This window comes from Aquabacterium sp. T101 (assembly GCF_057219775.1).
This window is the reverse complement of record NZ_JBXVVZ010000001.1, coordinates 604,321-628,651: the sequence shown is the minus strand read 5'-3', so window position 1 is coordinate 628,651 and position 24,331 is coordinate 604,321. Positions and strand designations below refer to the sequence as shown.

Here is a 24,331-nt window from a genome sequence, read left to right as displayed (position 1 = left end):
CGCGTTACGCTTGCGCCCCTCGACGCCTGCCGGACCCGCCCCATGAGCCTGCCTTCCCCCCACGCCGAGCCGCGCGCCTTCCTGCGCGCGCTCTATGACGCGGCCGTCGCGCGGGCCCAACCGGGCGTGGTGATGGCCTCGCAGCTGCCGCGCCCGCCGCGCGGCCGCACCGTGGTGGTGGGCGGGGGCAAGGCCAGCGGCGCGATGGTCGCCGCGCTCGACGCGCTGTGGCCGCACGACGCGCCGCTGGAAGGGCTGGTGCTCACGCGCTACCACCACACGCCGCCGGCCTACGCGGCGCGCCCCGGGCGCATCGAGCTGCGAGAGGCCGCCCATCCGGTGCCTGACGAGGCCGGTCTGCGCGGTGCCGCCGAGATGATGCAGCGCGTGCGCGGCCTGGGCCCGGACGATCTCGTCATCGCGCTGGTGTCTGGCGGCGGTTCGGCCCTGCTGTCGCTGCCCGCGCCGGGGCTGTCGTTCGCCGAGAAGCAGGCGATCAACCGCGCGCTGCTCGAGAGCGGGGCCGCCATCGACGAGATGAACTGCGTGCGCAAGCACCTGTCGGCGATCAAGGGCGGGCGGCTGGCCGCCGCCTGTGCGCCGGCGCCGGTGTGGACGCTGCTGATTTCCGACGTGCCGGGCGACGCGCCCGGCGTCATCGCCAGCGGCCCCACCGTGCCGGACGACACCACCTGCGCCGACGCGCTGGCGATCTGCCGTCGCTACGGCATCGATCTGCCCGAGGCGGCCCGCGCCGGTCTCGACAGCGGCGCCTTCGAGACGCCCAAGCCGGGCAACGCCTGCTTTGCCGGCCACGAGGTGCGCATGCTGGCCACGCCCTGGGCCAGCCTGGAGGCGGCGGCCGCGCTGGCACGCCGCGCCGGCGTGGAGGCGGTCGTGCTGTCCGACGAGATCGAGGGCGAGTCGCGCGTGGTGGGTCAGGTGCACGCCGCGATGGCCCGCGCAGTGGCACGCCAGGGGCAGCCCTGGCGCAAGCCGGTGGTCATCCTGTCCGGCGGCGAGACCACGGTGACGGTGCGCCGCAAGGGCGGCCGCGGCGGCCGCGCCACCGAGTTCCTGCTCGGCTGCGCGCTGGCGCTGCAGGGCGAGCCCGGCGTGCACGTGCTGGCCGCCGACACCGACGGCATCGACGGCATCGAGGACAACGCCGGCGCCATCGTCACGCCCGACACGCTGGCCCGCGCGCGCGCGGCGGGGCTGTCGGCGCGCGACAGGCTCGACGCCAACGACGCCTACAACTTCTTCGCGCCGCTGCAGGACCTGGTGGTCACCGGGCCCACCTTCACCAACGTCAACGACTTTCGCGCGCTGCTGATCGTCTGAGCCGGCGCGTGTGCAGCGCGCGCCGTCAGTCGGGCGGCAGCAGCCGCCACGGGCCGCCTCGCTGCCAGGCGGCGCATTCCTCCTGCAGCAGGTACACCGTGCGCGGGCGCGACTGTGCCCACTCGGGCGTGTAGTGCAGGCGCAGGTCCGTGCCCTCGGCCCGCAGGCCGATGGCGTCGGTTCGGGCGCCGTCGCGGGCGTGGCACTTGATGACCGCCAGGCGCAGGGCCAGCACCTGCAGCGCGAAGCGCCGTTCGGCCAGGGCCGTCTCGATCTTGCGCAGGCCGCCTCGCTGCCCCAGCACGATGGCCGACAGGCGCCGCTGCTGCGTCTGCGAAAAGGCCGGCGCGTCCACGTGGGCCAGCAGGTAGGCGCTGTGGCGGTGGTGGTCGTGGTGCGACACCATCAGACCCATCTCGTGCAGGTCGGCCGCCCAGCCCAGCTCGCGCTCGCCTTCGTCGTCCTCCGGCTGAATCGACCGGTACAGCGCCAGCGCCACCGCGCGCACGCGCCGGGCCTGCGGCACGTCCACCTCGAAGCGGCGCTGCAGTTCGGCCACGCTCGCGTCGCGGCGGTCCCCGGTGGTCGCCATGCCCGCCGGAACGCCCGTCAGCGGTGCGCCGCGCAGCGCCGCCAGGCGCTCGTGGAGGTCGAAGATCACGCCCTGCCGCAATGCGCCACGGGCGAGCACGAGCCGCCCGATGCCGAACTGCGCAGCCAGCGTGTACAGCAGGGCGAGGCCGCCGGCGATCACCGGTCGGCGGTCGGCCTTCAGGCCGGGCAGGTCGAGCCGGTCCACATGGCCGGCGTCGATGCAGCGGCGGATCAGCCACTGCAGGTTGTCCGGCGTGATCACGCCGTCGTCGCGTCCGAGGGCGGCCAGCAGCTGCGACACCGCGCCGACCGTGCCCGACGAGCCCAGGGCCTCGTCCCAGCAGCCGGGGGCGAAGGGGACCAGCGCCTCCTCCAGTTCCGCACCGGCGGCCACCTGCGCGGCGCGGAAGCGCCCGGCGTCGAGGACGCCGTCGGGAAAGAAGCGCATCGACAGGCTGACGCTGCCCACGGCGAAAGACTCGGCCTTGATCGCGCGTTCGCCCTCGCCGAGGATCATCTCGGTGGAGCGGCCGCCGATGTCGATCACCAGGCGCCGGCCCTCGCCGGGCTGCAGCCGGGCCACGCCGGCGTAGATGAGGCGGGCCTCCTCGCGCCCGGAGATCACCTCGATCGGCTGCCCGAGGGCGGCCTGCGCGCGCTGCAGGAAGGCGTCGCGGTTGCGCGCCTCGCGCAGCGTCTGCGTCGCCACCGCGCGCACCTGCGACGGCGCGAAGCCCGTCAGCAGCTTGGAGAAGCGGCGCAGGCAGTCGAGCCCGCGCTCGGCGGCCTCATCGGTGAGCAGGCCGTTGGCGTCGAGGCCGGCGCCCAGGCGCACCGTCTCCTTCACGTAGTGCAGGCGGCGGTAGCGCCCGCGCAGGATCTGGCCGGTCTCGATGCGAAAGCTGTTCGACCCCATGTCGATCGCGGCCAGCGGCGCGTCCAGGGGCAGGGGGGCAAGGGACATGCCCGCATTGTGCGTTGCGTGCGCGGCCCGGCCTGGCCCGCCGCGCTGCCTAGAATGTCGTCCCTGGCCGCCGCGGCGGCGCCGTAGGAGCCCGACCCTTGCCCCGCCTCGCCCCCGACCGACCGGCCCGCGCCGCATGACGCTGCTGTGGATCGTGCTGGCCACGCTGGCCGGCGGCCTGCTGTCGGTGCTGGTGGCGGCCAGCCTCACCGTCAACGTGCTGGGGCGCCTGGTCAAGAACCTGGTCAGCCTATCGGCCGGCGTGCTGCTGGGCACCGCGCTGCTGCACATCCTGCCCGAGGCGTTCGAGAGCGAAGCCGGCGCGCAGGCCCTGTTCGCCACGCTGCTGGGCGGCCTGCTGTTCTTCTTCCTGCTGGAGAAGGCCGAGCTGTACCGCCACGGGCACCACCACGAGGGCGACGACCCGCACCACCATCACCACCATGGCTTCGACGCCGAGCAGGCCGGCCGCGGCGGCTGGAGCGTGCTGCTGGGCGACAGCATCCACAACTTCTGCGATGGCGTGATCATCGCCGCCGCGTTCCTGACCGACACGACGCTGGGCGTGGTGACCGCGCTGGCGATCATCGCGCACGAGATCCCGCAGGAAGTCGGCGACTTCATCGTGCTGCTCAACGCCGGCTTCTCGCGCGCCAAGGCCCTGCTGTTCAACGCCTTGTCGGGCCTGGCCGCGGTGCTGGGCGGCGTGCTCGGCTACTTCGTCGTCGGGCCCTGGGAGTCGCTGTTTCCCTACCTGCTGGTCGTGGCTGCCAGCAGCTTCGTCTACGTGGCCGTGGCCGACCTGCTGCCGCAGCTGCAGCGCCGCCTTCCCGCCCGCGACACCCTGGCCCAGATCGGCTGGATCATCGCCGGCCTGGCCATCGTGCTGATCGCCCGCGAGTTGCTGCACAGCCACGCCCACTGACCCCAGCGCGCCGCACCACCGCGCCGCAACGCCACCACCCCGCCCAAGCAAACGCCGAAGCCCGGCTTGGCCGGGCTGCGGCGTGCCCCCTTGAGGGGGAGCGGCGAAGCCGCAACGGGGGTGGGTCTACTTGACCGTGAGCACCGGCAAGCTGCTATGGATCAGCACGCGCTGCGTCTCGCTGCCCAGCAGCAGCGCGGCCACGCCGCGCCGGCCGTGCGAGGCCATCACGATCAGGTCGCACTGCTGCCCCTTGGCATGGTCGAGGATCGCCTCCCAGGGGTGCAGGGCCTCCACCGTGTGGCCGCTGCAGGCCACGCCGGCCGCGCGGGCCGCGTCGACCACCGCCTTGACGCGCGCCGAAGCGATGCGCTCCTGCGCGTCGTAGAACTCCTGCGGCGGCACCGGCTGCATCTCCGAGATCGCGCTGTAGGGGAAGGGCTCCTTCACGCAGATGGCGAACAGCTGGCCGCCCGACGCCTTGGCCATGCCGATGGCGGTGTTCACGGCCTTGCTGGTGATGTCCGAGCCGTCCGTGGGAACGAGGATGCGGGTGAACATGGTGTCGACCTCCTGTGGTTGGGAGTCACTGTGCGCCCCGAGGTTCGCGCGCCCCTTGCGCGGCGTCAATCCGGCGTCATCCCCGCGCACAGGGTCGGGACGGGTCGTCGCACCACTCGCTCCACGAACCGGGGTACAGCGTGCCGGCGTCGAGACCGGCGTGCGCCGCGGCCAGCACGTTGTGGCACGCGGTGACGCCCGAGCCGCAGTAGTGCACCAGCGGCCCGCCGGCCACCAGCGGCGCCCACTCGGCCTGCAGCACCGCGGCGGGCTTGAAGCGGCCGTCCGGCGCGAGGTTGTCCTTGAAGAAGCGGTTGGCGGCGCCGGGCACGTGGCCCGCCACGCGGTCCAGCGGCTCGGCATCGCCGCGAAATCGCTCGGGCGCGCGCGCGTCCACGAGGCGCAGGCGCCCGAGGCCGGCCCGCACGCCGTCGGCGTCGAGCGTCGGCAGCGCCGCAGCCGACGCCGGGTACGGCGGCAGCGGCGTCACGGCCGGCGCGCCGCTGTCCAGCGCGCCGCCAGCGGCCGTCCAGGTGCCGAGGCCGCCGTCCAGCACGGCCACGTCGGCATGCCCCATCCAGCGCAGCAGCCACCAGGCGCGCGCCGCGAATATGCCCCCCTGAGCGTCGTAGGCCACCACCGGGGTGGCCGCGCCGATGCCCCACCGGCCCAGCGTGGCGGCGAGGTGCTGCCGGTCCGGCAACGGATGCCGGCCGCGGAAGCGGCCGTCGGCGCCGCGCTTCGGTCCGGACAGGTCGTCGTCGAGGTGCGCATGGATCGCGCCGGGCAGGTGGCCGGTCGCCCAGGCGGCGCGACCGGCGGCGGTGTCGACGAGGTCGAAGCGGCAGTCGAGCAGGCGGGGCGGCGTCGTGCCTTCCAGCGCGCGGGCCAGGGCATCGGCAGCGATCAGGGTCTTCATGGCCATCAGGTGTCGTTGGGTGGGGAACGGGTGTCCGGGGCGTCGTGCTGTTCGCGCGCGCGCAGCAGCGTCGCATACAGGCCGGCCCCTGCGATGAGGGCCATGCCGGCCAGCGCCGCGATCGTGACCGGGTCGCCGAAGAGCAGCACGCCGAACAGGAACGAGAAGGCCAGCCCGAGGTACTGCAGGCTGGCATTGGTGAGGGTGTGTCCGATGCGGTAGGCGTGGGTCATCATCAGCTGGGCGGCCGTGGCCAGCAGCCCGATCGCCAGCAGCAGCAGAGCGCCCCGCAGGTCATGGGGCCGCGCGCCGTCGACCAGAATCCAGGCCAGCCCGACCACGATGCCGCCGAGCGAGAAGTAGAACACCACGCGCTCGGCGGGCTCGCCGTGGCGCCCGAGCGCGGTCACCTGGAGGTAGGCCAACGCCGCAAGCAGGCCCGACATCAGGCCGGCCAGGCCATGCCAGACCTGGTCGGGCTGCATGCTCGGGCGCAGCACCAGCGCCACGCCGGCGAAGCCGGCCAGCACCGCGGCGACCAGCCGCCCGTCGACGCGCGCCGATCCCAGCATCACGGCGCCGCCGATCAGGAACAGCGCCATCCAGACCGACGACATGTAGTTCAGCGTCATCGCGGTGGCCAGCGGCAGCCCGGTGATGGCGAAGAACCACAGCAGCAGGCTCGACGCGCCGATGCCGCTGCGCCAGAAGTGCATTGCCGGCACCCGCGTGCGCAGCGGCACGCCGCGCCAGCGCGCCAGCGCGGCGATGACGACCACGCCCACCAGCGCCCGGTAGAGCACCATCTCGCCAGCGCTGTAGCGGGCGGCCGCCAGCTTGACGCACACCCCCATCACCGCGAACAGCAGTGACGACAGCAGCATCAGGAACGGCGCGGACGACATCCGGGGGCGGTGTGCCGCGCCGTCGCGCGGTCCAGGCTCAGGCGGCGTGCCGCTCCAGGCCCATCTCCAGGCGGTACCACTCGTGGAAGTGCTGCATGCCGTCTTCCATTGGGCTCTGGTACGGGCCGACCTCGTTCTCGCCGCGGGCCAGCAGGGCGGCTCGTCCGGCGTCCATGCGCAGGGCGATCTCGTCGTCCTCGACGCAGGTCTCCATGTAGGCCGCCTGCTGGGCCTCCACGTACTCGCGCTCGAAGGCGTGGATCTCCTCCGGGTAGAAGAACTCGACGATGTTGGTCGTCTTGCGCGGGCCGCGCGGCACCAGGGTCGACACCACCAGCACGTTGGGATACCACTCGACCATCACGCCGGGGTAGTAGGTCAGCCACACCGCGCCGTGGCGCGGCGGCGTGCCCTGCTGGTAGCGCAGCACCTGGTCCTGCCAGGCGCGGTAGACCGGCGAGCCGGCCTTGCCCAGCGCCTCGCTGCCGCTGTGCGCCACGCCCACGGTCTGCACCGAGTAGGCGCGGCCCATTTCCCAGCGCAGGTCATCGCAGGACACGAAGTTGCCCAGGCCCGGATGGAACGGGCCGACGTGATAGTCCTCGAGGTAGACCTCGATGAAGGACTTCCAGTTGTAGTCGCACTCGTGGACGATGGTGCGGTCGTAGACGTAGCCCGAGAAGTCGAGGTCGGCGCGGCAGCCCAGCCCGGCGAGGTCGGTCACCGGGTTGGCGCCAGTGGCCTCGAACAGCAGGCCGTTCCACTCCGTCAGCGGGTAGTTGCGTAGCGCCACGCAGGGGTCGCTGTCGAAATGCGGGGCGCCGATCAGGCGGCCGTCCAGGCCGTAGGTCCAGCGGTGCAGGGGACACACCACGTTGGCGCCGGCCTGGCCGCGGCCGCGCAGCATCACCGCCTGGCGGTGGCGGCACACGTTGGACAGCAGCTGGACGCCCTGGGCGTTGCGCACCAGCACGCGGCCGTCGCCTTCATGGCCCAGGGTGTGGAAGTCGCCCGGCTCGGGCACGCTCAGCGCGTGGCCCACGTAGCGCGGCCCGCGGGCGAAGAGCAGTTCCTGCTCGCGGCGGTAGAGGGCTTCGTCGAAGTAGGCCGAAACCGGCAGTTGCGACGCACTGCGTTCCAGCGCGTCCCGGCTGATGCTCAGGTCGGACATAGTCCTCAGGGTCTCCAAGAACCATCACGAACACCCGGCGCGTGCGCCGGGACCCAGGGGCTGTACCCTCGTCACGACGGTGGGCCTCGGCAGCAGGGCGGCGATTCTACCCATCGCCCGCGGCGCGGCTTGAGCGGGGTCAATCCCCAGAAGCCGCCCCGGCGTCCACCGCATGGTGGATCCCGCTTGCCGTTCGTCACCGGTCGGCGCCTGTAGTGCTGACTACAATCCCCCACCCGTTTTCACGAGCCGAAATGCCGCGAGCCAACGCCCCCGCCGACCCTCAGCCGCTGTCCTACGAGGACGCGCTGGCCGAACTGGAGCGGCTGGTGCAGCGCATGGAAACCGGCCAGATGCCGCTGGACCAGATGCTCGACGGCTATCGCCGCGGCGCCGAACTGCTGGCGCTGTGCCGGTCGCGCCTGACGGCGATCGAGGAACAGGTCAAGGTGCTCGAACAGGGCGAACTGCAGCCCTGGGCCGCCGACCCTGGAAAATGAACCTGCCGATGCAGCACACCGATTTCGACGCCTGGGTGCGTGGCGGTCAGCAGGCCGTGGAGGCCGCGCTCGAGGCCTGGGTGCCCATGGACGCGCCGGCGGGCCTGGGCGAGGCCATGCGCTACGGCGTGCTCGACGGCGGCAAGCGCCTGCGCCCGCTGCTGGTGATGGCCGCCTGCGACGCCGCCGGCGGCGATCGCCGGGCCGCCCTGCGTGCCAGCGTCGCGGTCGAGCTGATCCACGCCTATTCGCTGGTGCACGACGACATGCCGTGCATGGACAACGACGTGCTGCGCCGCGGCAAGCCGACGGTGCACGTGAAGTACGGGCAGGCGCAGGCGATGCTGGCCGGCGACGCGATGCAGGCGCTGGCCTTCGAGGTACTCACGCCGGACGACGAGCCGGCGCTGCCCGCCGCCCTGCAGGCCCGCCTGTGCGCCCTGCTGGCGCGCAGTGCCGGCCACGCCGGCATGGCCGGTGGCCAGGCCATCGACCTGGCCAGCATCGGCCGGGCGCTGGACGAGTCGGCGTTGCGCGACATGCACCGGCGCAAGACCGGCGCCCTGCTGCAGGCCAGCGTGCTGATGGGCGCGGCCTGCGGCTCGACCGACGCGCGCGCCTGGCAGGCGCTGCAGGAGTACGGCGCGGCCATCGGGCTGGCGTTCCAGGTGGTCGACGACATCCTCGACGTGACGCAGGAGTCGCACACCCTGGGCAAGACGGCCGGCAAGGACGAGCATCACAACAAGCCCACCTACGTGTCGCTGATGGGGCTGGAATCGGCCCAGCGCCACGCACTGGAACTGCGCGACGAGGCCCGGGCCGCGCTGGAGCGCAGCCGGCTGCGCGACACCGGCCGGCTCGCCCTGTTGGCCGACCGCGTGGTGGAGCGAGAATCCTGACGTGGCGATGAACCCCAAGACCAAGCTCCTGTCGCGCATCGACAGCCCGGCCGACCTGCGCAGGCTGCCGCGCGCCGAACTCGGCGCGCTGGCGGCCGAACTGCGCGAGTACGTGCTCCACAGCGTGTCGCGCACCGGCGGGCACCTGTCGTCCAACCTCGGCACGGTGGAACTGACCATCGCGCTGCACTACGTGTTCGACACACCGAACGACCGCCTCGTGTGGGACGTCGGCCACCAGACCTACCCGCACAAGATCCTCACCGGCCGGCGCGACCGCATGGACACGCTGCGCCAGCTCGGCGGCATCAGCGGCTTCCCGCGCCGCGACGAGAGCGAGTACGACACCTTCGGCACCGCGCACAGCAGCACGTCGATCTCGGCCGCGCTGGGCATGGCCACGGCGGCGCAGCTCAAGGGCGAGAAGCGCCATGCGGTGGCGATCATCGGCGACGGCGCCATGACCGCCGGCATGGCCTTCGAGGCGCTCAACAACGCCGGCATGCCGCATGCCGGCCGCGTGCCCAACCTGCTGGTGGTGCTCAACGACAACGACATGTCGATCAGCCCGCCGGTCGGCGCGCTGAACAAGTACCTCGCGCGGCTGATGAGCGGCAAGTTCTACGCCGCCGCACGAGAGGGCGCCAAGACCGTGCTGCGCAACGCGCCGCCGCTGTTCGAGCTGGCGCGCCGCTTCGAGGAGCATGCCAAGGGCATGGTCGTGCCCGGCACCATCTTCGAGGAGTTCGGCTTCAATTACGTCGGCCCGATCGACGGCCACGACCTCGACTCGCTGATCCCGACGCTGGAGAACCTGCGCGACAAGCCGGGCGCGCAGTTCCTGCACGTGGTCACCAAGAAGGGCTACGGCTACAAGCTGTCCGAGGCCGACCCGGTCAAGTACCACGGCCCGACGCCGTTCGATCCCGCGGTGGGCATCCAGAAGCCGGCCACGCCGCCCAAGACCACCTTCACGCAGGTGTTCGGCCAGTGGCTGTGCGACATGGCCGAGGCCGACCCGCGCCTGGTGGCGATCACGCCCGCGATGCGCGAAGGCTCGGGCATGGTCGAGTTCCACAAGCGCTTCCCCTCGCGCTACTTCGACGTCGGCATCGCCGAGCAGCACGCGGTCACCTTCGCCGCGGGCATCGCCTGCGAGGGCGTCAAGCCGGTGGTGGCGATCTACTCCACCTTCCTGCAGCGCGCCTACGACCAGGTGATCCACGACGTGGCGCTGCAGAACCTGCCGGTCACCTTCGCGCTCGACCGCGCCGGGCTGGTCGGTGCCGACGGCGCCACCCACGCCGGCGCCTACGACATCGCCTACCTGCGCTGCGTGCCCAACATGGCGGTGCTGACGCCGGCCGACGAGGCCGAGTGCCGCAAGGCGCTGACCACCGCGTATCGGCGCGACCAGCCGGTGGCGGTGCGCTATCCGCGCGGCGCCGGTGCCGGCACCGACGCATCGGGCCCGCTCGAGGAACTGCCCTGGGGCCGGGGCGAGGTGCGCCGCCAGGGCGAGCGCATCGCGATCCTGGCCTTCGGCACCATGCTGTACCCGGCCCTGGCGGCCGCGGAGCGCCTGGGCGCCACCGTGGCCAACATGCGCTTCGTCAAGCCGCTGGACACCGAACTGCTGTGCGAGCTGGCGCGCACGCACGAGGCCGTCGTCACGGTGGAGGAGGGCTGCCTGCCCGGCGGCGCCGGCTCGGCCGTGATGGAAGCTCTTCAGGCCGCCGGGCTGTCGACGCCCGTGCTGTCCCTCGGCCTGCCCGACGCCTTCATCGAACACGGCGACCCGGCCAAGCTGCTGTCGATGAACGGCCTGGACGCCGACGGCATCGCCGCCGCAGTGACCCAGCGCTTCGGCACCCGTCCGTCCCTGCTGCGCGCCAACAGCTGAGGCGATAACCCCGTCACGCAGGCGACAGCGCGATCGGTGCCATGCTCGCATCGTTGCGCCCCGGACCGAAGATGACCCATCCCACCCAAGCCCTGCACATTCCGGACACGCAAAGCGAGCGCGACGAGCGGCACCTGGCCATCCAGCGCGTCGGCGTGAAGGACGTGCGCTATCCGCTGCGCCTGCGTGTGGCAGGCGCGGAGCAGACCACTGCGGCGGTCTGGAGCCTTGACGTGGCCCTGCCGGCCGACAAGAAGGGCACCCACATGTCGCGCTTCGTGGCCTGGCTCGACTCGCTGGGGACGACCGTGCTCGACGCAGCCGTGCTGCGCGAGCGGCTCGAGGCGATGCTCGCGCTGCTGGGCGCCACCGAAGGCCGCATCGAGGCCGGCTTCACCTTCTTCCTGCGCAAGCGCGCCCCGGTGTCGGGCGTGAGCAGCCTGATGGACTACCAGGGCCGCTGGATCGCCGAGACGCGCGCCGGCCGCACCAGCGTGTGGTCCGAGGTGGCGGTGCCGGTCAAGAGCCTGTGCCCCTGCTCGAAGGAGATCTCCGACTACGGCGCGCACAACCAGCGCTCCACGGTGACGATCCGCGTCGAGGCGCAGCAGGCGCTGGAATGGCACGAACTCGTCCAGTTCGCCGAGGCCAACGCGTCGAGCGAGATCTGGGCGCTGCTGAAGCGGTCGGACGAGAAGTGGATCACCGAGCGGGCCTACGAGAACCCCAAGTTCGTCGAGGACCTCGTGCGCGACGTGGCGCTGGCGCTCAACGCCGATCCGCGCGTCGGTCGCTATGTCGTGGAGGTGGAGAACCATGAGTCGATCCACAACCATGCGGCCTACGCCCGCATCGACAGGCCCTAGACACGGCCCCGCCCGTCCCGGCCGGGCTCGGCTCGCCGCCGGGACGATCTCGCTGGTGGCGCTGGTCCTGGCGGGCTGCGCGACCTACGGCCCGGGCGATCTCGGACCGGGCCGCACCGAAGCCGACGTGCGGGCCCGTCTCGGGGAGCCTTCCGACCGGACCGCGCTGCCCGGCGGCGGTGCGCGGCTGGACTTCGCGCGCGGGCCGTTCGGGCCCCACACCTGGCGCGTCGTGGTCGATGCGTCCGGGCGCGTGGTCTCGGTCACCCAGCTGCTGACGGAGGCCCGCTTCGACCGCATCGCACCCGGCGCCACGGTGGCGGACCTGCGCGAGCAGATCGGCCTGCCGTCGGAGCGCCGCACCGGTTGGCGCGGCGTCGGGGAGGTGTGGTCCTACCGCTTCGAAAGCCCGCTGTGCCGCTGGTTCCAGGTGTGGCTGGTGGACGGCAAGGTGCGCGAAGCAAACTACGCCGCCGACCCGCTGTGCGACGACGCGCGCCGGCCGGACGACTGAGCCCGGTCCGGCCGTCACGCCGCGCCGCCGCACCCTCGGGCCGGTGGACGATGCCGCGCTACAGTGCGGCCATGTTCACCGGCATCGTCCAGGGCGTCGCGCAGGTCGCCGACGTCCATGACCGCACCGGCCTGCGCTCTCTGCGACTGGCCTTTCCGCCCGGCTTCGACCGCGGGCTCGCGATCGGCGCCAGCGTGGCCGTCGACGGCACCTGCCTGACCGTCACCGCGCTGCACGACGGCAGCGCCGACTTCGACGTGATGCAGCAGACGCTGGCGTTGACCACCCTGGGCCGCCTGCGCCCGGGCGCACGCGTCAACGTGGAGCGCGCGGCGGCCCAGGACGCGGAGGTCGGTGGCCATGTGCTGTCGGGCCATGTCGACGTGCAGGGCCGGCTGGAGGCGCTGCTCGAACCCGAGAACAACCGGGTGCTGCGCATCGCGCTGCCGGCGCCATGGATGCGCTACGTGTTCGCCAAGGGCTACGTTGCGGTGGACGGCGCCAGCCTCACGGTGGCGCAGGCGCATCGCGACAGCGACGGCAGCGGCTGGTTCGAGGTGTGGCTGATTCCCGAGACGCTGCGAATGACCACCTTCGGCGAGCGCCGCGTCGGCGACGCCTTCAACGTGGAGATCGAGCGCCAGACGCAGGTAATCGTGGACACCGTGCGCGACGCGGTGGAGCAGCGGCTCGGGCCCTACACCGCGCTGCTCGACGCGCTGGCGCGCGAGCGCGGCTTCGTGCCTGGTGGGGGCTGACGGCGGCATGCGCATTCATGCCGGCCCGCCCCTGGCCGGCCGGGTGCCCGAGGTCACCCTGCCGGCGCTGATCCGCGACGCCGCACGGCAGCGCGGCGATGCGCCGGCCCTGGTGGACGGCGTCACCGGCCGGTGCGTCACCTTCGCCGAGCTCGACGCCCGCATCGGGTCGCTGGCCGCGGGCCTGGCCGACGCCGGCCTGCGTGGCGGCGACACGCTGGCGCTGTTCGCACCCAACGCGCCGGAATGGCCCCTCGTCGCGCTGGCGGCCATGGCCGCCGGTGCCGCCGTCAGCGGGGCCAATCCGCAGTACGGCGCCGAGGACCTGGCGCACCAGCTGCGCGACGCCGGGGCGGCCTTCGTGGCCACCACCGCCGCGGGCCTGCCGGTGGTGCGAGAGGCGCTGCGTCTGCATCCCACCGCGCGCCCGGTGCCCGTCGTGCTGCTGGACGGGCACGCCGACGGTGCGCTGTCGCTCGACGGCCTGGCCCGTCGCGGCCCCGCGCCGCTGCCGGCCGTGGCACCCGCAGCGCTGGCCGCGCTGCCGTACTCGTCGGGCACGACCGGTCTGCCCAAGGGCGTGATGCTCACGCACCGGACCCTCGTCACCAACGTGCTGCAGATCCACCAGGTGCTCGGGCTCGAGCCGGGCGACGTGGTGCTGGCGTTCCTGCCGATGTTCCACATCTACGGCTTCACGGCGGTGACGATGTGCGCGCTGGCGGCCGGCGTCACGGTGGTCACGCTGCCGCGCTTCGAGCCGGTGTCCTTCGTCGACGCGATCGAGCGCCATCGCGTCACCCGTCTCGCGGTGGTGCCGCCGGTGCTGCAGTTCCTGGCCACGCATCCGGCCGTCGAGGGGCGCGACCTGTCGTCGCTGTTGCGCATCACCAGCGGGGCCGCGCCGCTGTCGGCCGAGCTGGAGGAGCGCGTGGCGCGACGCCTCGGGCGCCGCGTGACGCAGGGCTACGGCATGACCGAGTCGTCGGGCGTGATCGCCACCACGCCCTACGGCCAGGGCCGTGCCGGCGCCAGCGGGCTGCTGCTGCCGGCCACCGAAGCGCGCGTGGTGGACCCGGACACCGGGCGCGATGCGGCGCCCGGCGACGCCGGCGAGATCTGGTTCCGCGGCCCGCAGGCCTTTGCCGGCTACCTGAACCAGCCCGAGGCCACCGCCGCGATGCGCACGCCCGACGGCTGGGTGCGCACCGGCGACATCGGCCGCTTCGACGCCGACGGCTACCTGTTCATCACCGACCGGCTCAAGGAGCTGATCAAGGTGAAGGGCTTCCAGGTGGCGCCGGCCGAACTGGAGGCGCTGCTGGGCCAGCATCCGGACGTGGCCGACGTGGCCGTGATCGGGCGGCCCGACGAGCGCGCCGGCGAACTGCCGGTGGCCTGGGTGGTGCCGCGCTCGCCGGCGCTGACGCCCGCGATGCTGCAGGACTGGGTGGCCCAGCGCGTCGTGGCGTACAAGCAGCTGGCCGAGGTGGTGCTGTGCGCCGCGATCCCCAAGACCGCGGCGGGCAAGATCCTGCGCCGCGAGATGCGGCGGCTGGACCGCGAGCGCCGCGGCGGCTGACGCGCCCTCGCTGCGCTCTGCTTCCTCAGCGCCGCGGCGACGAGGCCACCAGGTCCCTGAACTCGCGCAGGCGCGAGCGCACCTGCTGCGCCTGCGACGGGCTCAGGCGCAGCAGGATGCGCGAGCCCGCCGGCAGGGCCTGCAGCGCCGGATCCGCATACTCGTAGCGCACCCAGGGCCGGTCGCCCGCCATCGGCCCCTTCACCTCGGTCAGGCGCAGGGCCGGCGGGTCGGCCGGTGCGGGCGTGTCGAGCACCGCGTCGATCACCTCGACGAGGCGGTCGTTGAAGTGGCCGTCCGGGTAGCCGAGCGCGCGGTACGCGCCCTGGAACTGCCGGTAGTGGGCCCGGTACAGGGCCGCGGCGCGGCGCATGTCGGCACCCGCCAGGAGGGCCACGAAGGGCTCGTAGCGTGCGGCGTTGGCGGCGGCCACGGTGGTCGTGCCGGCCTGCTCCTGCACGGTGAAGCGTCCGGCGGCCGGCACGACGGGCCACAGGCGCGGCGCGGCATGGCTGCGGCCGAGGTTGTCCACCGTGGCCACCACGCGCGCGGCGAAGCCGTCGGTCTGCAGCAGTGCCACCACGGCGCGTTCGCCGAGCAGGTCGGCCAGGCCGGCGCGCAGCGCCGTTGCCGGGTCGACCGTTGCCGGCGCGGCCGCCACGGCCTCGTCGATCGGATGCCGGGGCCCGGCGGGGACGCTGGCGGCGACGGCGACGGCGGGGGCTGGCGGCGGCGCGGCCACTGCCTCGGGTGCGGCGGGTGCCTCGGGGGCCGGCAGCCACCACAGCCGGTAGGCGCCGACGACCAGGCCGATGAACACCAGCAGACCGAGCGCCACGATGGCAGCGCCGGTGCGCGAGCCCGCGGCCGCCGGGGGCGGGGGCACGTCGGCCCGCAGGTCGGCGCCGGGCCGCAGGACGGGCTCCACCCGCAGGGCAGGGGTGTGGCGCGGGTCCGGCGTGGGGGCCATTGCGGTCAGACGGCGCGCGACGGGCCGCGGTTCCGGGCCAATCGTGAGCGGCTGTAGCCGTTCGCCAGCGGTGGGCTCAGGCCGCCAGCAGCTGCCGCAGCACGTAGGGCAGGATGCCGCCGTGCCGGTAGTAGTCGACCTCGATGGGGGTGTCGATGCGCAGCGTCACCCCGACCTCGCGCCGCCCGCCGTCGGCCGCGGTGATCACGAGACGGGCCTGGCTCTGCGGCCGGATCTCGGCGTCCAGCCGCACGTCCACCGTCTCGTCGCCGCGCAGGCCGAGCGACTGCCATGAATCGCCGGGCGCGAACTGCAGCGGCAGCACGCCCATGCCGATCAGGTTGCTGCGGTGGATGCGCTCGAAGCTGCGCGCCACCACCGCCTTGATGCCCAGCAACTGCGTGCCCTTGGCGGCCCAGTCGCGCGACGAGCCGGTGCCGTACTCCTCGCCGGCGAAGATCACCGTCGGCGTGCCCTGGGCGATGTATTCCATCGCCGCGTCGTAGATCGGGAGCTGACGCCCGTCCTTCAGCGTGTAGCCGCCTTCCACGCGCGAGCCGTCGGCCCGGGCCGGCAGCATCAGGTTCTTCACGCGCACGTTGGCGAACGTGCCGCGCATCATCACCTCGTGGTGGCCGCGGCGCGCGCCGTAGCTGTTGAAGTCGGCCTTGAGCACGCCCTGCCCGGCGAGGTAGCGCCCGGCGGGGGTCGTCTCCCGGAAGCTGCCGGCCGGGCTGATGTGGTCGGTGGTGATCGAGTCGCCGAACAGGGCGATGATGCGGGCGCCCTGCACGCCGGGCACCAGCGGCGGCGGCTTCAGGGTGAAGCCGTCGAAGAACGGCGGCCGCGCGATGTAGGTGCTTTCCGGCCAGTCGTACACCTGGCCGGCGCTGCCCTCGACGCGGTCCCACAGGGCGCCCGGCTCGGTCCGGACCTTGCCGTAGTTGCTGCGGAACGCCTTCGGGTCCATCGCGAGCTTCATCAGCGCATGGACCTCGTCGCTGGTGGGCCAGATGTCGCCCAGGTACACCTCGCGCCCGCCCGAGCCGTGCCCCACCGGCTCGGTCATCAGGTCGCGCGTCACGGTTCCCGCGATGGCGTAGGCCACCACCAGGGGCGGGCTGGCCAGGAAGTTGGCCTTCAGGTTCGGGTGGATGCGCGCCTCGAAGTTGCGGTTGCCCGACAGCACCGCGGCGCACACGAGGTCGTTGTCCTGGATCACCTTGTTCAGGGCCGGGCTCAGGTCGCCCGCATTGCCGATGCAGGTGGTGCAGCCATAGGCCGCCACGGCGAAGCCGAGCTGCTCCAGGTAGGGCAGCAGGCCGGCCTTGGTCAGGTACTCGGTGACGATGCGCGAGCCGGGGGCGAGCGAGGTCTTGATGTGCGGCGCCACGTTCAGCCCGGCCTGCACCGCCTTCTTCGCCAGCAGGCCGGCGGCCAGCAGCACGCCGGGGTTGCTGGTGTTGGTGCAGCTCGTGATCGCGGCGATCAGCACGTCGCCGTTGCGCACCATGCGGCCGTCGTCGGCGCGGAAGGCCCGGCCCAGCTTGTCCGGCGGCTGGCCGAAGCCATTGTCGGCCACCGGCTTGCTGAACAGGTCGGCGAAGGTGCGCGACAGGTGGGTGATCTCGATGCGGTCCTGCGGGCGCTTCGGGCCGGCCAGGCTCGGCACCACGGTGGACAGGTCGAGCCGCACCACGCTGCTGTAGTCGATGTCGCCGGCCATCGGCACGCCGAACAGCTGCTGCGCCTTGAAGTAGGCCTCGAAGAGGGCGACCTCGTCCTCGCTGCGGCCGGTGCCGCGGAAGTACTCGAGGGTGCGCTCGTCCACCGGGAAGAAGCCCATCGTCGCGCCGTACTCCGGCGCCATGTTGGCGATCGTGGCGCGGTCGGGCAGGGCGAGCGTCCGCGTGCCGGGACCGAAGAACTCGACGAACTTGCCCACCACCTTGTGGCGGCGCAGGATCTCGGTGACGGTGAGCACCAGGTCGGTCGCGGTGACGCCCTCGCGCAGCCGGCCGGTCAGCTCGAAGCCCACCACGTCGGGCGTCAGGAAGTACACCGGCTGGCCGAGCATGCCGGCCTCGGCCTCGATGCCGCCCACGCCCCAGCCCACCACGCCGATGCCGTTGATCATCGTGGTGTGGCTGTCGGTGCCCACCAGCGTGTCCGGGTACACGACGCCGTCCCGGCCCACGTGCACGCCGCGCGCCAGGTACTCCAGGTTCACCTGGTGCACGATGCCGAAGCCCGGCGGCACGACGCCGAAGGTGTCGAACGCCTGCATGCCCCACTTCATGAACTGGTAGCGCTCGCGGTTGCGCTCGAACTCCAGCTTCATGTTCAGGTCGAGCGCCTGCGGCGACCCGTAGTGGTCGATCGTCACGCTGTGGTCGACCACCAGGTCCACCGGCACCAGCGGCTCGATCGTCTTCGGGTCGCGGCCCAGCGCCTGGGCCACGTTGCGCATCGCGGCCAGGTCGGCCAGCAGCGGCACGCCGGTGAAGTCCTGCAGCACGACGCGCGCGACCAGGAAGGGGATCTCCTCGGTGCGCTCGGCGTTCGGCTTCCACTGCGCCAGCTGGCGCACGTGCTCGGCGTTGACGCGCCGGCCGTCGCAGTGGCGCAGCACGCTCTCGAGCACGACGCGCAGGCTCACCGGCAGCCGGGCCACGCCCGGGAACTGCCGGCCCAGCTCGGGCAGCGAGTAGAAGGACTGGCCGGGGCCCAGGCGCCGCTTCGTCGCGGCAAAGGGGTGTTCCATGATCGGACCTCCTTGCCGGACGATTATGCGGCGCCCGTCCCGGCGCGCCATGGCCTCAGCGGGCCAGGGGCCTTGGCGGTCTCAGCCGGCCACCGCCTTGGCCGTCTCCGCGTACTCCTCGATCTGGTCGAAGTTCATGTAGCGGTAGACGCTGGCGGCGTCCTTGTTGATGATGCCCATCGCCTCGTGGTACTCGGCCACGGTCGGGATCTTGCCGAGCTTGGAGGCGATCGCCGCCAGTTCCGCCGAGGCCAGGAACACGTTGGTGTTCTTGCCCAGGCGGTTGGGGAAGTTGCGCGTGCTCGTGGACACCACCGTGGCGCCTTCGCGCACCTGCGCCTGGTTGCCCATGCACAGGCTGCAGCCGGGCTGCTCGGTGCGCGCACCGGCGGTGCCGAAGGCGGCGTAGTGGCCTTCCTTGATCAGCTCGCTCTGGTCCATCTTGGTCGGCGGGGCCACCCACAGCTTGACCGGGATGTCACGTTGGCCGCCCAGCAGCTTGGCCGCGGCGCGGAAGTGGCCGATGTTGGTCATGCAGCTGCCGATGAAGGCCTCGTCGATCTTGGTGCCCGCCACCTCGGACAGGAACTTCGCGTCGTCCGGGTCGTTCGGGCAGCACAGGATCGGCTCCTTGATCTCGTTCAGGTCGATCTCGATCACGTGCGCGTACTCGGCGTTCTTGTCGGCCTCCAGCAGCGTGGGCTTGGCCAGCCACTCCTCCACCTTCGCGATGCGGCGCTCGAGCGTGCGCTTGTCCTGGTAGCCGTTGGCGATCATGTTCTTCATCAGCACGATGTTGCTGGTGAGGTACTCCTTGATCGGCTCGGGGTTGAGCTTGATCGTGCAGCCGGCGGCCGAGCGCTCGGCCGAGGCGTCGCTCAGCTCGAAGGCCTGTTCCACCTTCAGGTCGGGCAGGCCCTCGATCTCGAGGATGCGGCCGCTGAACTCGTTGATCTTGCCGGCCTTGGCCACCGTCAGCAGGCCCTGCTTGATGGCATACAGCGGGATCGCGTGCACCAGGTCGCGCAGCGTCACGCCGGGCTGCATCTTGCCCTTGAAGCGCACCAGCACGCTCTCGGGCATGTCCAGCGGCATCACGCCGGTGGCCGCGCCGAACGCCACCAGGCCCGAGCCGGCCGGGAAGCTGATGCCGATCGGGAAGCGGGTGTGGCTGTCGCCGCCGGTGCCCACGGTGTCGGGCAGCAGCAGGCGGTTGAGCCAGCTGTGGATCACGCCGTCGCCCGGGCGCAGCGACACGCCGCCGCGGTTGCTCATGAAGGCGGGCAGCTCGCGGTGCGTCTTCACGTCCACCGGCTTCGGGTAGGCCGAGGTGTGGCAGAACGACTGCATCACGAGGTCGGCGGAGAAGCCCAGGCAGGCCAGGTCCTTCAGCTCGTCGCGCGTCATCGGGCCGGTGGTGTCCTGGCTGCCGACGGTGGTCATGCGGGGCTCGCAATAGGTGCCCGGGCGCACGCCCTGGCCCTCGGGCAGGCCGACCGCGCGGCCGACCATCTTCTGCGCCAGCGTGAAGCCGGCCTGGGTGGCGGCCGGCGCCTGCGGCAGGCGGAACACGGTGGACGCGGGCAGGCCGAGGAACTCGCGCGCCTTGGCGGTGAGGCTGCGGCCGATGATCAGGTTGATGCGGCCGCCGGCGCGCACCTCGTCGAACAGCACGTCGCTCTTGAGCTGGAAGGTGGCGGCCACCTGGCCGTTCTTCATGATCTTGCCGTCGTAGGGCAGGATGTCGATCACGTCGCCCATGTCGAAGGCCGACACGTCCACCTCGATCGGCAGCGCGCCCGAGTCCTCCTGCGTGTTGAAGAAGATCGGCGCGATCTTGCCGCCCAGCGTGACGCCGCCGAAGCGCTTGTTCGGCACGAAGGGGATGTCCTGGCCGAAGCCCCAGACGATGCTGTTGGTGGCGCTCTTGCGGCTGGAGCCGGTGCCCACCACGTCGCCGACGTAGGCCACGAGGTGGCCCTTGGCCTTGAGCTCCTCGATGAACTTCATCGGGCCGCGCTTGCCGTCCTCTTCCGGCGTGATGCCGGGGCGCGCGTTCTTCAGCATCGCCAGGTAGTGCAGCGGGATGTCCGGGCGGCTCCAGGCGTCGGGGGCCGGCGACAGGTCGTCGGTGTTGGTCTCGCCGGTCACCTTGAACACGGTGACGGTGATCTTCTTCTCGACCTCGGGGCGGCTGGTGAACCACTCGGCGTCGGCCCAGCTCTTCATCACCTCGCGGGCCTTGGCGTTGCCGGCGCGGGCCTTGTCGGCCACGTCGTTGAAGAAGTCGAACATCAGCAGGGTCTTCTTCAGGCCCTCGGCCGCGATCGCCGCCACGTCCGCGTCGTCGAGCAGCTCGATCAGCGGATGCACGTTGTAGCCGCCCACCATGGTGCCCAGCAGCTCGGTGGCCTTGGCCTTGGACAGCAGGCCGACCTTCAGGTCGCCATGCGCCACGGCGGCCAGGAACGAGGCCTTGACCTTGGCCGCGTCATCCACGCCCGGCGGCACGCGGTGCGTGAGCAGGTCCAGCAGGAAGGCCTCTTCGCCGGCCGGCGGGGCCTTGATCAGCTCGATCAGCGCGGCGGTCTGGCCGGCGTCCAGCGGCAGGGGCGGGATGCCCAGGGCGGCGCGTTCGGCGGCGTGTTGGCGATAGGCGGTCAGCATGGGGCAGCTCCAGGTGAGACAACTGAGAAGTGTCGGAAATCAGGCTTTCGGGACGATGACTTTCAGTCCCTTGAAGTAGTCGCGGTAGAAGTCCGCGTCACGGGTGATCAGGGCGTCGCACTGCATCATCGCGTGCGCACCGATGAGGAAGTCGGCCACGGTGCGGCTGCGGTCGCCGCTGCGTTGGCGGTAGCGGCGCTGCATCTCGCCCGCGCGCAGCGCGGACTTCGGCTCCATCGCGCTGTAGGCGATGCCGGCGTCCTCCAGGTGCTGCAGCACCTCGGAGCCGCCGCGCAGCGACGTGCACAGCTCGGCCAGTGCCACGTCGCACAGCACCACCGGGCCGGCATGCAGCGCCTGGCGCACGGCGCTGGCCGCGGCCTGGGAGCGTTCACCCCCGCCGATCAGGTCGAGCAGCACGGAGGAGTCCGCTGCGATCACGCCTTGGCGTCCTCCGGCGGCAGGTACGGGTCGCCCGGCGCGTGGCCGCGCAGCGCGCGCATGGCCTCGTCGGTGCTGGCGAAGCCGTCGAGCTTGAAGCGGCCGCGCAGGCGCGAGATCGCGTCGTCGACGTCCTTGCTCAGCACGATGCGGCCGTTCTCCACCTCGACCTTGAGCTTGCTGCCCTTGGTCAGGCCCAGCGCGTCGCGCGCGGCCTTGGGCAGGGTGATCTGGCCGCGTTCGGCCACGGTGGCTTCCATCGCATGCTCCGGAAAGTATGTACGAATTATACGTACCAAACCCGTCCGACAGGAGCCGGATGCCGTCAGCCGTGGCGCGCCGCGAACTCCTTCATGTAATCGACCAGGGCCTGGACGCCTTCGACGGGCATGGCGTTGTAGATCGACGCCCGCATGCCGCCCACCACCCGGTGCCCCTTGAGCTGTCGCATGCCGCGTGCCTCGGCGCCTTCCAGGAAGGCGGCGTCCAGCGCCGGGTCACGCAGCCGGAACGGTACGTTCATCAGCGACCGGTCCGCGCGCGCGACCGGGCTGCGATAGAAGTCGGTCGAGTCCAGGTAGTCGTAAAGCAGCGCCGCCTTGCGTCGGTTGTGAAGCTCCATCTTCGGCAGGCCGCCCTGCGCCTTGAGCCATTCGAACACCAGGCCCGCGATATAGATCGCGTAGGTGGGCGGCGTGTTGAGCATCGATCCGGCTGCGGCCTGCTGCGCGTAGTCGAACGCCGAGGGCAGCGCCGGGTGCGGCCGGCCGATCAGGTCGTCGCGCACGATCACGATGGTCAGGCCCGCAGGGCCGATGTTCTTCTGCGCGCCGGCATAAATGAGGCCGTAGCGCGCCACGTCCACCGGGCGACTCATGATGCTGCTGGACATGTCGGCCACCAGCGGCACGTCGCCCACGTCCGGGTCGAAGTGGTACTCGACGCCGCCGATGGTCTCGTTGCTGCAGATGTGGACGTAGGCGGCCCCCGGGTCCAGGCGCCACGTGTCGCGCGGCGGGACGCGGTCGTAGGCGGTATCGGCGGACGACGCGGCCACGTTGATGGTGGCGTACTTGCGCGCCTCCTCGATCGAGCGCCTGGACCACTCGCCGGTGTCGATGTAGTCGGCGCGCGTGCCGCCGCGCAGCATGTTCATCGGCACGATGGCGTTCTCGGCGATCGCGCCACCCTGCAGGAACAGCACCTTGTAGTTCGCCGGCACCGCCAGCAGCGTGCGCAGGTCGGCCTCGGCGCGCTCCTGGATGCCCATGAAGTCCTTGCCGCGATGGCTCATCTCCATCACCGACATGCCGGTGCCGTGCCAGTCCAGCATCTCGTCGGCGGCGCGCCGCAGCACGGACTCGGGCAGCGCGGCGGGTCCCGCGCTGAAGTTGAAGACTCGACTCATGGGCAGGAGGGTTCCAGGCAGATCAACCCTCATTATCCCGGGGCAGGGTGCCCGGGCCCCCGGGGAGGCGGCTAGGGCTTGGCCGGCTCGGGCGCGAGCAGATTGCCCTGCGTGGCCATGAACGCGCGCTGGTTCTCGTGCACGCACCCGTCCACCAGGCGCTGGCCGATCCGGGTGTCCATCACCATCGACTTGTTGGCGATCTGGATCATCAGCATGCGGCCCTTCACGTCTTCCAGGCGCAGCGCGCCGGTGGACGACATCACGGGCTTCATCACCCAGGCCTGCGTCTTGTTCTTCATCTCGATGTAGCCCGGCACCTTCGAGTGCGGCGCCAGGCTCACCTTCTGGTCGAACTCGCAGGCGTAGTCGCCGAGGTGGGCGACGTTGGCGGCCTCGAGCTGCTCGTTGCTGGCCGCCGGCAGGGGCGCTTCCACCGGCGCCGCGGGCTTCTTGGCCGCCGGGGCCGGCCGGGCCTTGGGCGCCGGGGCGGTCTGTGCGGCTGCCGGCAGGGCCAGCCACAGCGCCATGCAGGCGGCGGCGGGGGCGATCACTCGGGCAGGGGCGGTCAGGCGCATCGAAGCTCTCCAGGACATGACCACCGCATTGTGGGCGTGCGCTGCCGGCGCACGGTTGCAAGACGTAGCGGTCGTGCCGAAGTGCTCAGGTCGCTGCCGGGAAGAACGCGGCGCGCACCTCTGCCGGCAACTGGGGGCCGCCGGCGTAGGACGTGCGGTGGGCCCGGTCGATGATCTGCCAGTAGTAGCGGTAGGACGCGCGGTCGTGCAGCGTGTCGTGGTGGCGGATCGGCGCCCACTGCGCCGCCTGGGCCGCCAGGATGATCTCGACCGCCAGGTCGACCTCGGCCACGCTGGGCGTGAAGGCCTCGACGATGGTGCGGATCTGGTCCGGGTGGATGCTCCACATGCGCGTGTAGCCGAACTGCCGGCTGGCCCGGGTGGCGGCGTCCATCAGGGCGCTGGCATGCTTGAACTCGGTCACCACGCAGTGCGACGGCACCTTGGCATGGCGGTGGCAGGCCGCGGCGATCTCCAGCTTGGCACGCACCACCAGCGGATGCTCGAACTGACCCTTGACGCCCATCGCCGACGCCGGAATCGCGCCGCGATGCGCCGACACGAAGTCCATCAGGCCGAAGGAGACCGACTCGATGCGCGGGTGACCGGCGATGGCCGCCACCTCGGCCAGCGCGCCGTGCGTTTCCACCAGGGCATGCAGCGGCACCGCGCCGCCGCCGCCGGCATCCATCGCGGCAGCGGCCCGCACGACGTCGGCCACGCCGCGCGGCTTGGGCAGCATCAGGTAGGCCGGCGCGCGCGGGGCGGCCAGCAGGGCCTCGAGCACGGCCTCGAAGCGGGGATGGTCCACCGGCAGCATGCGCGCGCCGACGCGACCGAAGCGGTTGGCGCTGCTGCCGATCAGCCCGGCGATGAGCTGCGCATGGTCGACCTCGCCGCCGACCGGGGCTCCGTCCTCGGCGTCGAGGGTGACGTCGAACACCGGGCCGAGCTCGGCCTGCAGGTCGAGGCTCTTGCGCATGCGCGCCTCGACACCGGCATAGTGGTCGCAGACCGGCAGGTCCGGCGGCGCCGGCTCGTCGGCGTCGAAGAGGGCGTCGCGGGGATGCAGGGCCGGGCTCGCGGTCATGGGGC

Annotated in this window: 22 protein-coding genes; 9 read left to right on the top strand and 13 right to left on the bottom strand. The window is 72.0% G+C overall.

Annotated elements, in window-relative coordinates:
* The first annotated feature begins 42 nt into the window (after window positions 1-42).
* On the top strand, window positions 43-1,344 hold the full coding sequence (locus AC2EAQ_RS02920; RefSeq protein ID WP_484640223.1) for a glycerate kinase type-2 family protein: 1,302 nt from the start codon (window positions 43-45) through the stop codon (window positions 1,342-1,344).
* A gap of 25 nt (window positions 1,345-1,369) precedes the next feature.
* On the opposite strand, the gene AC2EAQ_RS02915 is transcribed toward AC2EAQ_RS02920, so the two are convergent.
* Window positions 1,370-2,902 (bottom strand): Ppx/GppA phosphatase family protein, encoded by a 1,533-nt coding sequence (locus tag AC2EAQ_RS02915; RefSeq protein WP_484640222.1) that lies wholly within the window; start codon window positions 2,900-2,902, stop codon window positions 1,370-1,372.
* A gap of 136 nt (window positions 2,903-3,038) precedes the next feature.
* On the opposite strand from AC2EAQ_RS02915, the gene AC2EAQ_RS02910 reads away from it, so the two are divergent.
* On the top strand, window positions 3,039-3,827 hold the full coding sequence (locus tag AC2EAQ_RS02910; RefSeq protein ID WP_484640220.1) for a ZIP family metal transporter: 789 nt from the start codon (window positions 3,039-3,041) through the stop codon (window positions 3,825-3,827).
* A gap of 126 nt (window positions 3,828-3,953) precedes the next feature.
* On the opposite strand, the gene AC2EAQ_RS02905 is transcribed toward AC2EAQ_RS02910, so the two are convergent.
* From AC2EAQ_RS02905 to AC2EAQ_RS02890, 4 genes are all read right to left on the bottom strand, one after another.
* On the bottom strand, window positions 3,954-4,388 hold the full coding sequence (locus AC2EAQ_RS02905; RefSeq protein WP_484640219.1) for a universal stress protein: 435 nt from the start codon (window positions 4,386-4,388) through the stop codon (window positions 3,954-3,956).
* A 76-nt stretch (window positions 4,389-4,464) separates the two neighbouring features.
* Window positions 4,465-5,313 (bottom strand): sulfurtransferase, encoded by an 849-nt coding sequence (locus tag AC2EAQ_RS02900; RefSeq protein ID WP_484640218.1) that lies wholly within the window; start codon window positions 5,311-5,313, stop codon window positions 4,465-4,467.
* A complete protein-coding gene (locus AC2EAQ_RS02895; RefSeq protein WP_484640217.1) occupies window positions 5,313-6,212 on the bottom strand; it encodes a DMT family transporter in 900 nt (299 codons plus the stop codon). The genes AC2EAQ_RS02900 and AC2EAQ_RS02895 overlap by 1 nt, the downstream gene beginning before the upstream one ends.
* 37 nt (window positions 6,213-6,249) lie before the next feature.
* Window positions 6,250-7,383: an aromatic ring-hydroxylating oxygenase subunit alpha gene (locus tag AC2EAQ_RS02890; RefSeq protein ID WP_484640216.1), complete on the bottom strand. Its 1,134-nt coding sequence runs from the start codon at window positions 7,381-7,383 to the stop codon at window positions 6,250-6,252.
* 254 nt (window positions 7,384-7,637) lie between these two features.
* Between AC2EAQ_RS02890 and xseB the strand changes: the two genes are divergently transcribed.
* From xseB to AC2EAQ_RS02855, 7 genes are all read left to right on the top strand, one after another.
* A complete protein-coding gene (gene xseB, locus AC2EAQ_RS02885) occupies window positions 7,638-7,883 on the top strand; it encodes an exodeoxyribonuclease VII small subunit (RefSeq protein ID WP_484640215.1) in 246 nt (81 codons plus the stop codon).
* 8 nt (window positions 7,884-7,891) lie between these two features.
* Window positions 7,892-8,785 (top strand): polyprenyl synthetase family protein, encoded by an 894-nt coding sequence (locus AC2EAQ_RS02880; RefSeq protein ID WP_484640214.1) that lies wholly within the window; start codon window positions 7,892-7,894, stop codon window positions 8,783-8,785.
* A 7-nt stretch (window positions 8,786-8,792) separates the two neighbouring features.
* A complete protein-coding gene (gene dxs / locus AC2EAQ_RS02875; RefSeq protein WP_484640213.1) occupies window positions 8,793-10,688 on the top strand; it encodes a 1-deoxy-D-xylulose-5-phosphate synthase in 1,896 nt (631 codons plus the stop codon).
* Between the two features lie 71 nt (window positions 10,689-10,759).
* Window positions 10,760-11,554 carry a GTP cyclohydrolase FolE2 gene (folE2, locus tag AC2EAQ_RS02870; RefSeq protein WP_484640212.1) on the top strand — a complete coding sequence of 265 codons (795 nt, stop codon included), beginning with the start codon at window positions 10,760-10,762 and terminating at the stop codon, window positions 11,552-11,554.
* A 55-nt stretch (window positions 11,555-11,609) separates the two neighbouring features.
* On the top strand, window positions 11,610-12,068 hold the full coding sequence (locus AC2EAQ_RS02865; protein WP_484640211.1) for a hypothetical protein: 459 nt from the start codon (window positions 11,610-11,612) through the stop codon (window positions 12,066-12,068).
* Window positions 12,069-12,139: 71 nt separating this feature from the next.
* Entirely contained in the window at window positions 12,140-12,826 is a 687-nt protein-coding gene (locus AC2EAQ_RS02860; protein WP_484640210.1) for a riboflavin synthase subunit alpha, read from the top strand.
* A gap of 7 nt (window positions 12,827-12,833) precedes the next feature.
* Window positions 12,834-14,408 carry an AMP-binding protein gene (locus AC2EAQ_RS02855; RefSeq protein WP_484640209.1) on the top strand — a complete coding sequence of 525 codons (1,575 nt, stop codon included), beginning with the start codon at window positions 12,834-12,836 and terminating at the stop codon, window positions 14,406-14,408.
* Window positions 14,409-14,433: 25 nt separating this feature from the next.
* Here the strand turns inward: AC2EAQ_RS02855 and AC2EAQ_RS02850 are convergent, their stop codons facing one another.
* The 8 genes from AC2EAQ_RS02850 to AC2EAQ_RS02815 form a co-directional block, all read right to left on the bottom strand.
* On the bottom strand, window positions 14,434-15,378 hold the full coding sequence (locus AC2EAQ_RS02850) for a DUF3014 domain-containing protein (protein ID WP_484640208.1): 945 nt from the start codon (window positions 15,376-15,378) through the stop codon (window positions 14,434-14,436).
* 76 nt (window positions 15,379-15,454) lie between these two features.
* Window positions 15,455-18,142: an aconitate hydratase AcnA gene (gene acnA, locus AC2EAQ_RS02845; RefSeq protein WP_484640207.1), complete on the bottom strand. Its 2,688-nt coding sequence runs from the start codon at window positions 18,140-18,142 to the stop codon at window positions 15,455-15,457.
* Window positions 18,143-18,223: 81 nt separating this feature from the next.
* Complete coding sequence (gene acnB / locus AC2EAQ_RS02840; protein ID WP_484640206.1) at window positions 18,224-20,809, bottom strand: bifunctional aconitate hydratase 2/2-methylisocitrate dehydratase; 2,586 nt, start codon at window positions 20,807-20,809, stop codon at window positions 18,224-18,226.
* 39 nt (window positions 20,810-20,848) lie between these two features.
* Window positions 20,849-21,250, bottom strand: coding sequence for a type II toxin-antitoxin system VapC family toxin (locus AC2EAQ_RS02835; RefSeq protein WP_484640205.1), 402 nt, complete (start codon window positions 21,248-21,250; stop codon window positions 20,849-20,851).
* Window positions 21,247-21,510 (bottom strand): AbrB/MazE/SpoVT family DNA-binding domain-containing protein, encoded by a 264-nt coding sequence (locus AC2EAQ_RS02830; protein ID WP_484640204.1) that lies wholly within the window; start codon window positions 21,508-21,510, stop codon window positions 21,247-21,249. Before AC2EAQ_RS02830 ends, AC2EAQ_RS02835 begins: the two co-directional genes overlap by 4 nt.
* Before the next feature lie 65 nt (window positions 21,511-21,575).
* Window positions 21,576-22,658: a 3-phosphoserine/phosphohydroxythreonine transaminase gene (serC, locus tag AC2EAQ_RS02825; RefSeq protein ID WP_484640203.1), complete on the bottom strand. Its 1,083-nt coding sequence runs from the start codon at window positions 22,656-22,658 to the stop codon at window positions 21,576-21,578.
* Window positions 22,659-22,729: 71 nt separating this feature from the next.
* Complete coding sequence (locus AC2EAQ_RS02820) at window positions 22,730-23,254, bottom strand: hypothetical protein (protein WP_484640202.1); 525 nt, start codon at window positions 23,252-23,254, stop codon at window positions 22,730-22,732.
* Window positions 23,255-23,321: 67 nt separating this feature from the next.
* Window positions 23,322-24,326: an HpcH/HpaI aldolase/citrate lyase family protein gene (locus AC2EAQ_RS02815; protein ID WP_484640201.1), complete on the bottom strand. Its 1,005-nt coding sequence runs from the start codon at window positions 24,324-24,326 to the stop codon at window positions 23,322-23,324.
* Window positions 24,327-24,331: the final 5 nt, after the last annotated feature.